The sequence below is a fragment of the Atlantibacter hermannii genome (assembly GCF_009907385.1).
In the GTDB taxonomy this organism is placed as follows: Bacteria; Pseudomonadota; Gammaproteobacteria; order Enterobacterales; family Enterobacteriaceae; genus Atlantibacter; species Atlantibacter hermannii_A.
Genome location: NZ_JAAATR010000003.1, coordinates 119,505 through 129,696 on the forward strand (window position 1 = coordinate 119,505; position 10,192 = coordinate 129,696).

General features: G+C 55.8%; 8 protein-coding genes and 1 pseudogene. 7 read left to right on the forward strand and 2 right to left on the reverse strand.

The window, feature by feature from the left end; genetic code table 11:
- Positions 1-74: 74 nt before the first annotated feature.
- The 7 genes from kup to rbsR all read left to right on the forward strand — a co-directional run bounded on the left by kup (position 75) and on the right by rbsR (position 7,930).
- Positions 75-1,943 carry a low affinity potassium transporter Kup gene (gene kup / locus GV764_RS01720; protein WP_161658804.1) on the forward strand — a complete coding sequence of 623 codons (1,869 nt, stop codon included), beginning with the start codon at positions 75-77 and terminating at the stop codon, positions 1,941-1,943.
- A gap of 168 nt (positions 1,944-2,111) precedes the next feature.
- Positions 2,112-2,531: a D-ribose pyranase gene (gene rbsD, locus GV764_RS01725; RefSeq protein ID WP_161658805.1), complete on the forward strand. Its 420-nt coding sequence runs from the start codon at positions 2,112-2,114 to the stop codon at positions 2,529-2,531.
- A 7-nt stretch (positions 2,532-2,538) separates the two neighbouring features.
- A complete protein-coding gene (gene rbsA, locus GV764_RS01730; RefSeq protein WP_161658806.1) occupies positions 2,539-4,041 on the forward strand; it encodes a ribose ABC transporter ATP-binding protein RbsA in 1,503 nt (500 codons plus the stop codon).
- Between the two features lie 2 nt (positions 4,042-4,043).
- Positions 4,044-5,009, forward strand: coding sequence for a ribose ABC transporter permease (gene rbsC, locus GV764_RS01735; protein WP_161658807.1), 966 nt, complete (start codon positions 4,044-4,046; stop codon positions 5,007-5,009).
- 26 nt (positions 5,010-5,035) lie between these two features.
- Positions 5,036-5,923 (forward strand): ribose ABC transporter substrate-binding protein RbsB, encoded by an 888-nt coding sequence (rbsB, locus tag GV764_RS01740; protein WP_161658808.1) that lies wholly within the window; start codon positions 5,036-5,038, stop codon positions 5,921-5,923.
- An 81-nt stretch (positions 5,924-6,004) separates the two neighbouring features.
- Positions 6,005-6,934, forward strand: coding sequence for a ribokinase (rbsK, locus tag GV764_RS01745; protein WP_161658809.1), 930 nt, complete (start codon positions 6,005-6,007; stop codon positions 6,932-6,934).
- A gap of 3 nt (positions 6,935-6,937) precedes the next feature.
- The gene (gene rbsR / locus GV764_RS01750) at positions 6,938-7,930 is read left to right on the forward strand and encodes a ribose operon transcriptional repressor RbsR (protein ID WP_161658810.1); all 993 of its coding nucleotides are present in this window, start codon (positions 6,938-6,940) and stop codon (positions 7,928-7,930) included.
- Here rbsR and mdtD read toward each other — a convergent pair.
- Together mdtD and GV764_RS01760 are read right to left on the reverse strand one after the other, a co-directional pair.
- A pseudogene (gene mdtD / locus GV764_RS01755) lies at positions 7,896-9,321 on the reverse strand (multidrug transporter subunit MdtD). The gene rbsR and the pseudogene mdtD sit on opposite strands and share 35 nt — an antisense overlap.
- Before the next feature lie 19 nt (positions 9,322-9,340).
- Positions 9,341-10,036 (reverse strand): FadR/GntR family transcriptional regulator, encoded by a 696-nt coding sequence (locus GV764_RS01760; protein WP_161658812.1) that lies wholly within the window; start codon positions 10,034-10,036, stop codon positions 9,341-9,343.
- Positions 10,037-10,192 lie beyond the last annotated feature (156 nt).

Here is a 10,192-nt window from a genome sequence, read left to right on the forward strand (position 1 = left end):
ATCGTGCATACTGTGCGCTTTTTGTGGGCCAAGGGACTAAGCACACATCTGTTTTCCAACCAAAAGATTAGTCTATGAGCGCTGATAATAAGCAACCGCTGCCGGCAATAACGCTTGCGGCAATCGGGGTGGTGTACGGCGATATCGGTACCAGCCCACTTTATACGTTAAGAGAATGCCTTTCCGGCCAGTTTGGTTTTGGCGTAGAGCGGGACGCCGTTTTTGGTTTCCTCTCCCTGATCTTTTGGCTGCTGATTTTAGTCGTTTCTGTTAAATATCTGACCTTCGTGATGCGCGCCGATAACGCCGGTGAAGGCGGGATTTTAACGCTAATGTCGCTGGCGGGGCGCAATACGTCAGCCAAAGCGACATCCTGGCTGGTTATTCTGGGCCTGATTGGCGGCAGCTTCTTTTATGGCGAGGTGGTGATCACACCGGCTATTTCGGTGATGTCGGCCATTGAAGGTCTGGAAATTGCCGCACCGTCCCTTGATCCCTATATCGTGCCGCTATCGATTATCGTCCTGACGCTGCTGTTTATGATCCAGAAGCACGGTACCGGGATGGTGGGCAAACTGTTCGCGCCGATTATGCTGGCCTGGTTTTTGATTCTGGCGGTATTGGGCGTGCGCAGCATCATCGCCAACCCGGAAGTGCTGCACGCATTAAACCCCATATGGGCGATGCATTTCTTCGTGGAATATAAGGCCGTGTCTTTCTTCGCGCTGGGGGCGGTGGTGCTGTCGATTACCGGCGTAGAGGCGCTGTACGCCGACATGGGCCACTTCGGCAAATTGCCGATCCGCATTGCATGGTTTAGCGTGGTGCTACCTTCGCTGGTGCTGAACTACTTTGGCCAGGGCGCGTTGCTGCTGAAAACGCCAGAAGCGATTAAGAACCCGTTCTTTTTACTGGCTCCCGACTGGGCGCTGATCCCGCTGTTGATTATCGCCACCCTGGCGACGGTTATCGCCTCACAGGCGGTGATTTCCGGCGTGTTCTCGCTAACGCGCCAGGCCGTGCGTCTGGGCTACCTTTCGCCGATGCGCATTATTCATACCTCGGAAATGGAATCGGGGCAGATCTACATCCCTGCCATTAACTGGATGCTCTATTTCGCGGTCGTGATTGTGATTGTCAGCTTTGAACACTCCAGTAACCTGGCGGCGGCCTACGGTATTGCGGTCACCGGCACCATGGTTTTAACCTCTATTCTGTTCACCACTGTCGCCAATAAAAACTGGCACTGGAACAAGATCCTGATTGGGGTCATGTTCATCGGATTTATGTGTATCGACGTGTCGCTGTTTTCCGCCAACCTGTCGAAACTGCTGTCCGGCGGCTGGCTGCCGTTAACCCTGGGGCTGGTGATGTTTATCATCATGACCACCTGGAAAAGCGAGCGCTTCCGGCTGCTGCGTCGGATGCATGAGCACGGTAACTCTCTGGAAGCGATGATCGCCTCGCTGGAAAAATCCCCGCCGGTGCGCGTGCCGGGTACGGCGGTGTACATGTCCAGGGCGTTGAACGTCATTCCGTTCGCGATGTTGCATAACCTCAAGCACAACAAGGTGCTGCACGAACGCGTGATCCTGCTGACTCTGCGTACTGAAGATGCGCCTTACGTCCACAATGTGCGTCGCGTGGCCATTGAGCAGCTGTCGCCCACCTTCTGGCGGGTGGTGGCCAGTTATGGCTGGCGCGAAACGCCGAACGTGGAAGAAGTCTTCCATCGCTGTGGGCTGGAAGGGCTGAGCTGCCGGATGATGGAGACGTCGTTTTTTATGTCCCATGAATCGCTGATTATCGGCAAGCGCCCCTGGTATTTGCGCCTGCGCGGCAAGCTGTTCCTGCTGTTGCAGCGTAACGCGCTGCGCGCGCCCGACCAGTTTGAGATCCCGCCAAACCGGGTGATCGAGCTGGGTACTCAGGTTGAAATCTAGTTTCTCAACGCCTCTTCTGTGAAGGGCGTTCTTCTTTTTGCCGTCCTGCAACAGACGTGAGCGAAACGTTTCGATGACGATCACATTTCTATAACGTGCCAATTGTTTCCTGTTCACCTTCTTCACTACACTGCACGCAGCGAAACGTTTCGCTAGTGGAGCAAAGAAATGAAAAAAGGCACCGTTTTAAATGCTGACATCTCTCGGGTCATCTCACGTCTCGGTCATACCGATACGGTGGTTGTGTGTGATGCCGGGCTGCCCATCCCGAAAACGACTGAGCGTGTCGATCTGGCGCTGACTCAGGGCGTCCCCACCTTTATGCAGGTGTTGGATGTGGTGACTACCGAGATGCAGGTTGAAGCGGCGATCCTTGCGCTGGAAATTAAACAACACAATCCGCAGCTCCACGAAACGTTGCTCAGCCATATTGAGCAACTGCAACAACACCAGGGAAACACCATTGATATTCGTTACATCACGCACGAACAGTTCAAAGTAAACACCGCTGCCAGCCAGGCGGTCATTCGCAGCGGGGAGTGTTCCCCGTATGCGAATATTATTCTCTGTGCCGGCGTAACGTTCTGAGGCCGACATGGACGCATTACTGCAACTCAAGGGGATTGATAAGTCATTCCCGGGTGTGAAAGCCCTTTCCGGCGCGGCGCTGAATGTCTATCCAGGCCGCGTTATGGCATTGGTCGGCGAAAACGGCGCCGGTAAATCCACCATGATGAAAGTGCTGACCGGCATCTACCAACGCGATGCCGGCTCGCTGAAATGGCTGGGACAAGAGACCACGTTTAACGGTCCGAAATCGTCTCAGGAAGCGGGCATCGGCATTATCCATCAGGAACTCAACCTGATCCCGCAACTGACCATCGCGGAAAACATCTTCCTGGGCCGTGAATTCGTTAACCGGTTGGGCAAAATCGACTGGAAAACCATGTATGCCGAAGCCGATAAGCTGCTCGCCAGACTCAATATGCGCTTTAACAGCCACCGGCTGGTGGGCGAATTGTCTATCGGCGATCAGCAGATGGTGGAAATCGCCAAAGTGCTGAGCTTTGAATCCAAAGTCATCATCATGGATGAACCCACCGATGCCTTAACGGATACCGAAACTGACTCGCTGTTCCGCGTGATCCGCGAGCTGAAAGCCCAGGGACGCGGCATTGTTTACATCTCCCACCGTATGAAAGAAATCTTTGAGATCTGCGATGACGTTACGGTATTCCGCGACGGGCAATTTATTGCCGAACGCGAGGTGGCGACGCTGACTGAAGATACGCTGATTGAAATGATGGTGGGCCGCAAGCTGGAAGATCAGTATCCACACCTGGACAAAGCGCCGGGCGAGGTGCGGCTGAAGGTCGATAACCTGTGCGGTCCCGGCGTCAATAACGTCTCCTTTAGCTTACGCAAAGGGGAAATTCTTGGCGTAGCCGGTCTGATGGGCGCAGGGCGTACCGAGCTGATGAAAGTGCTGTACGGCGCGCTGCCGCGCACCAGCGGATACGTCACGCTCGACGGCCATGAAGTGGTGACCCGTTCGCCGCAGGACGGCCTGGCGAACGGCATCGTGTATATCTCTGAAGACCGCAAGCGCGATGGTTTAGTGCTGGGCATGTCGGTCAAAGAAAATATGTCCCTGACCGCGCTGCGTTATTTCAGCCGCAGCGGCGGTGGGCTCAGGCATCAGGACGAGCAACAGGCGGTCAGCGATTTTATCCGGCTGTTTAACGTCAAAACCCCGTCCATGGATCAGGCCATCGGCCTGCTCTCCGGCGGTAATCAGCAGAAAGTGGCGATTGCCCGCGGCCTGATGACCCGCCCGAAAGTGCTGATCCTCGATGAACCGACGCGCGGCGTCGACGTGGGTGCCAAGAAAGAGATTTACCAGTTAATCAACCAGTTTAAAGCTGATGGCTTAAGCATCATTCTGGTCTCGTCTGAGATGCCGGAAGTGTTGGGCATGAGCGATCGCATCATGGTGATGCACGAGGGGCATCTCGGCGGTGAATTCACGCGCGAGCAGGCCACTCAGGAAGTGCTGATGGCGGCGGCTGTTGGCAAGCTAAACCGCGCAGGAGTATGACAATGAGTACCCAGACTATCACTGGCCGTCGCTATTTCACCAAAGCGTGGCTGTTAGAGCAAAAATCGCTGATTGCCCTGCTGGTGCTCATTGCGGTGGTTTCCACCATGAGCCCGAACTTCTTTACCGTTAATAACCTGTTCAACATTCTCCAGCAAACGTCGGTCAACGCCATTATGGCGGTGGGCATGACGCTGGTTATCCTCACCTCGGGTATCGACCTGTCCGTTGGTTCCCTGCTGGCGTTAACCGGCGCGGTCGCCGCCTCTATTGTGGGTCTGGAAGTGAACGCGCTGGTGGCGGTGGCGGGCGCGCTGGCGCTTGGCGCGGCGATTGGCGGCGTGACCGGCGTAGTGGTCGCAAAAGGGCGCGTGCAAGCATTTATCGCCACGCTGGTGATGATGCTGCTGCTGCGCGGCGTCACCATGGTGTACACCGACGGTAGCCCGATTAATACCGGGTTCTCTGACAATGCCGATCTGTTTGGCTGGTTCGGCATTGGCCGCCCGCTGGGCATCCCGACGCCGGTGTGGATCATGGCGGTGGTATTCCTTGCCGCCTGGTATATGCTGCATCACACCCGTCTGGGCCGTTATATCTACGCGCTGGGCGGTAACGAAGCGGCGACGCGCCTGTCCGGCATCAGCGTCAATAAAGTCAAAATCATCGTTTATTCGCTGTCCGGCATGCTGGCCGCGCTGGCAGGTGTGATCGAAGTGGCGCGTTTGTCTTCCGCGCAGCCGACTGCCGGTACTGGCTATGAGCTGGACGCCATCGCGGCGGTGGTGCTGGGCGGTACCAGCCTGGCGGGCGGTAAAGGTCGTATTGTGGGTACGCTGATCGGTGCGCTGATCCTTGGCTTCCTGAACAACGGACTGAATTTATTAGGTGTTTCTTCCTATTACCAGATGATCGTTAAAGCAGTCGTCATTTTGCTGGCGGTACTGGTAGACAACAAAAAGCAGTAACTGATTACTCTACAGGACATCTGACTATGAACATGAAAAAACTGGCTACCCTGGTTTCTGCTGTTGCGTTAAGCGCCACCGTAAGCGCTAACGCGATGGCGAAAGATACAATCGCGCTGGTTATCTCCACGCTGAATAACCCGTTCTTTGTGTCATTAAAAGATGGCGCGCAGAAAGAAGCCGATAAGCTGGGGTATAACCTGGTGGTGCTGGATTCCCAGAACAACCCGGCTAAAGAGCTTGCTAACGTTCAGGATCTGACCGTTCGCGGAACGAAATTACTGCTGATCAACCCAACCGATTCCGATGCGGTAGGTAACGCCGTGAAGATGGCGAACCAGGCGAAAATTCCGGTGATTACGCTGGACCGTATGGCCTCTAAAGGCGACGTAATCAGCCACGTCGCGTCTGATAACGTCGCAGGCGGCAAAATGGCCGGCGACTTCATCGCTAAAAAACTGGGTGAAGGCGCGAAAGTGATCGAGCTACAGGGCATCGCAGGCGCCTCCGCGGCCCGCGAGCGTGGCGAAGGCTTTAAGCAGGCCACTGCGGCCCACAAATTTACCGTGCTGGCGAGCCAGCCGGCTGACTTCGACCGTACCAAGGGCCTGAACGTGATGCAAAACCTGCTGACCGCGCACCCGGACGTGCAGGCGGTGTTTGCTCAGAACGATGAAATGGCGCTGGGCGCACTGCGCGCGCTGCAAACCGCCGGTAAATCCGACGTGCTGGTGGTAGGTTTTGACGGCACCGCCGACGGCGTAAAAGCGGTTGAAGGCGGCAAGTTAGGCGCAACCGTGGCGCAAATGGCCGATCAGATTGGCGTTATCGGTGTGGAAACCGCGGATAAAGTGCTGAAAGGCGAAAAAGTTGAGAAGCAAATCCCGGTTGAGCTGAAGCTGGTTACCAAATAAGTTAAAAATTACATAGCGTAATAAGAAAAGCAGGGCATCGCGCCACCCATGCGGGTGGCGCATTTTGACTGGAACCCGAAGATGAATACTACTGGCAAGCTGGTTGTTCTGGGCAGTATCAATGCCGATCATATCCTTAATCTTGAATCTTTCCCGCAGCCGGGTGAAACCCTTACCGGTAGCCAGTACCAGGTGGCTTTTGGCGGGAAAGGCGCGAATCAGGCGGTTGCCGCCGGGCGTAGCGGCGCGGATATCGCGTTTATCGCCTGCGTGGGCGATGACGATACCGGGCGTCGGGTCTGTACTCAGTTAGCCAGCGATAATATTGATATCTCGCCGGTGGATACCATTGAAGGTGAATCCACGGGCGTGGCGCTTATTTTCGTTAACGCGGAAGGTGAGAATGTCATCGGCATCAGCGCAGGCGCCAACAGCGCGCTGACACCGCAACGCGTCACTGCGCAGCACGATCTTATCGCTCAGGCCTCCGCGCTGTTGATGCAGCTGGAGTCGCCGGTTGAAAGCGTGGTCGCGGCCGCGAAAATCGCCCATCAGAATAACACTACCGTGATCCTCAACCCGGCTCCGGCACGCGCGTTGTCCGACGAATTGCTCAGCCTGGTCGATATCATCACCCCCAATGAAACCGAAGCAGAAAAACTGACCGGCGTAAAAGTTGCCACTGATGAGGATGCCGCACAGGCGGCTAAATGTTTGCACGATAAAGGCATCGGCACGGTGATCATCACCTTAGGCAGTCGTGGCGTATGGGCCAGCCGTGACGGCCAGGGGCAGCGCGTACCAGGCTTTAAAGTTGATGCCGTGGATACCATTGCCGCAGGCGATACGTTTAATGGCGCGTTAGTCACCGCGTTACTGGAAGATAAACCGCTGCCGGACGCGATTCGCTTCGCCCATGCCGCTGCGGCTATCGCCGTGACCCGGCGCGGCGCACAGCCTTCGGTACCGTGGCGTCATGAGATCGACGACTTCTTACAACAGCAGGGGTAACGCTTGGCAACGATGAAGGATGTTGCTCGCCTGGCGGGCGTCTCCACTTCCACGGTTTCTCACGTCATTAATAACGATCGCTTCGTGAGCGAGGCGATTCGTTTAAAGGTCAATGACGCGGTAAAAACCCTGAACTATGCCCCCTCGGCGCTGGCGCGCAGTCTGAAGCTCAACCAGACCCGTACCATCGGGATGCTGATCACCGCCAGTAGCAACCCTTTCTTCTCAGAAATCGTCCGTGGCGTGGAGCGCAGCTGCTTTGAGCGCGGCTACAGCCTGGTGCTGTGCAATACCGAAGGCGATGAACAGCGCATGAACAGCAATCTGGAAACGCTGCTGCAAAAGCGCGTCGATGGGCTGTTGCTGTTATGTACCGAAACGCACCAGCCTTCCGCCGAAATTATGACGCGTTATCCTTCAATCCCCACCGTGATGATGGACTGGGCGCCCTTCGACGGCGACAGCGATCTGATCCAGGATAACTCGCTGCTGGGCGGTGAAATTGCGACTCAGCATCTGATTGATAAAGGCTATCGCCGCATCGCCTGTATCACCGGGCCGCTGGATAAAACCCCGTCGCGCCTGCGGCTGGAGGGTTATCGTAATGCAATGGCGCGCGCCGGGCTCGCTGTGCCTGCTGGCTATGAGATAACCGGCGACTTTGAGTTTTCCAGCGGATTTAGCGCCATGAACGCCCTGCTGGCGTTACCCCAGCGGCCCGAGGCGGTCTTTACCGGCAATGATGCGATGGCGGTGGGCGCATATCAGGCGCTGTATCAGGCCGGGTTGAGCATTCCGAAAGATATGGCGCTGGTGGGGTATGACGATATCGAACTCGCACGCTATATGACCCCGCCGTTGACCACCGTACATCAACCGAAAGATGAACTGGGCGAGCTGGCTATTGATGTGCTGATCCATCGCATGGCGCAGCCGGGGCTTGCCCAGCAGCGCCTGCAACTCACCCCGGAGCTGATTGCGCGCGGCTCGTCTTAAGCTTAATGCCGTTCTTTAATCAGGTTACGTCCGTCTTTCGGGCGTAACAGCATAAACACCAGCGCTGAGATCAGCGTAATCACCCCCATCGTAATAAAGGTGCTGTGGAACTGTTCCACGGTGCTGGTGGTGAGATCGCTCTGATAAAAGCGCAGCACTGCCGCACTCACCGCGACCCCAAGGCTGATAGACAGCTGCTGTGTTACGGCCAGCATGCTGTTGCCGCTACTGGCGTTTTCATCGGTAAGGTCCGCAAGGGTGATGGTGTTCATCGAAGTGAACTGTATCGACATCGCCATGCCCAGAATAAACAGCGGCAGTATCAGCGCCCAGATCGGCATCGCAGGGGACTGCAGCGCGAACTGACCGATCATCAAACCAATAAACAGCGTGACGCCCACCAGGGTTTTCCGGTAACCGAGGTTACGCAGGATTTGCGTCACCATTGATTTCGCCAGAATCGATCCGATGGCCGTGGGTGCCATCATGCAGCCAGCGATCAGCGCCTGGTAGCCGAATCCGACCTGCAACATCAGTGGCATCAGAAACGGTACGCAGCCGGTGCCGAGCCGCGACGCAATATTGCCTGCGATGCCGATAGAAAAGGTACGAGTCTTAAACATCGGCAACGCAATGATTGGATTGGGATGACGGCGAGCGTGAAAGATATAAGCGGCCAGCAGCGCCAGACCGCTGGCGATCACCACGCCGGCAATCCAGGTCTCGACAATCTTCTCGCCAAATAGCTCCATCCCGCTGGAGAACAGTACCAGGCTCAGACCGAAAAGCAAAAATCCGCCCATATCAAACCCGCGACGCGGCGTCGTAAAGTTGGGCATGTATTTTCGTGCATACAGCAGACCGGCGATGCCGATAGGGATATTGATTAAGAAAATCCAGTGCCAGCTGGCCCAGGTGACCAGCACGCCGCCCAATACCGGCCCCAGCACCGGACCGACCAGCCCCGGCATGGTCACGAAATTCAGCACCGGCAGCAACTCACTGCGGGGATAGGCGCGTAGCAACGCCAGACGGGCGACCGGCATCATCATCGCCCCGCCGACGCCCTGCATCACCCTGAATAGCACCAGCTGGCCCAGGTTCTGCGACAGGGCGCAGGCCAGCGATCCCAGGGTAAACAGCATCACGGCAATCATAAACACCCGGCGAGTGCCGAAGCGGTCGGCGAGCCAGCCGCTGACCGGGATCAGCATCGCAACCGTCAGCGTGTAACTAATGATGGCGGATTGCATTGCCAGCGGCGAGCGGTTCAGGCTCTGGGCGATAGCGGGTAACGCGGTGTTAAGAATAGTGGCGTCCAGCGCCTGCATAAAAAAGGCCATTGCCGCAATCCACGGCAGCCCTGCCATACTGCGAGCTTTTTTAATCATGACTACCTTATTAGCGCGTTCAGGGTTGATGGGGTTCCCGCAACAGTTCACGACAGGCGGAAGAGGCGGCTTCGCCATCGCTCCTGAGGATAGCGTCGACAATCCGTTGATGAACGTCGAGCTTAATCACATCGTTATGAGTAATAGATGAGAAGTAATTGTAATAGATGGAATGGAACAGGGCGGCGAAGGAGGTCAGAAAGGGATTACCGCTCATTTCGTAGATCTGCTCATGGTAAGAAACGTCGACATCAACCCAACGCTGCCGATCGAATGCCGTCTTCAGCGCTACCATTTCATTCATGGTGTTTTTAAGCGCCGCTTTCTGTGCATCCGTGCCATGAAGGGCCGCCAGCGCGCAGGCTTGCGGTTCAAGGCTGGTGCGCATCACCAGAAAATGGGTAATGACGTCGGAAAAGTTCTCCTGCGTCATCCACCATCCTAATAACTCTTTATCGAGGAAGTTCCAGTTGTTCTGTGGCATCACGCGGGTGCCAATGCGCGGCCGCGGGAGCACCATGCCTTTCGCGGTTAAGGTTTTTACGGCTTCCCTTACGGCGGTTCTGCTCACGCCGAACAGCTCGCCCAACTCAATCTCGCCGGGCAAAATCGTACCGGGCGCGTATTCACCCTTTAATATGCGTTGCGCCAGCTTCTCTGCAAGGACGTAAGAAAGGTTCTTTTGGGCCGCTAACTGCTGTGCAGATAAAGGCATAATGCATTCCCTTTATAAAGAGGTTTTACGGTGTAGTATGCCATCGGCCCTGAGGGTTCGATGCAAAAAACAGCAAATGCCCACGTAATTGCTGGATTAATGAGTCATATGCATAAAAAAAAGACGGTCAGAAATTATTTTTAAAAATAGGCTTGT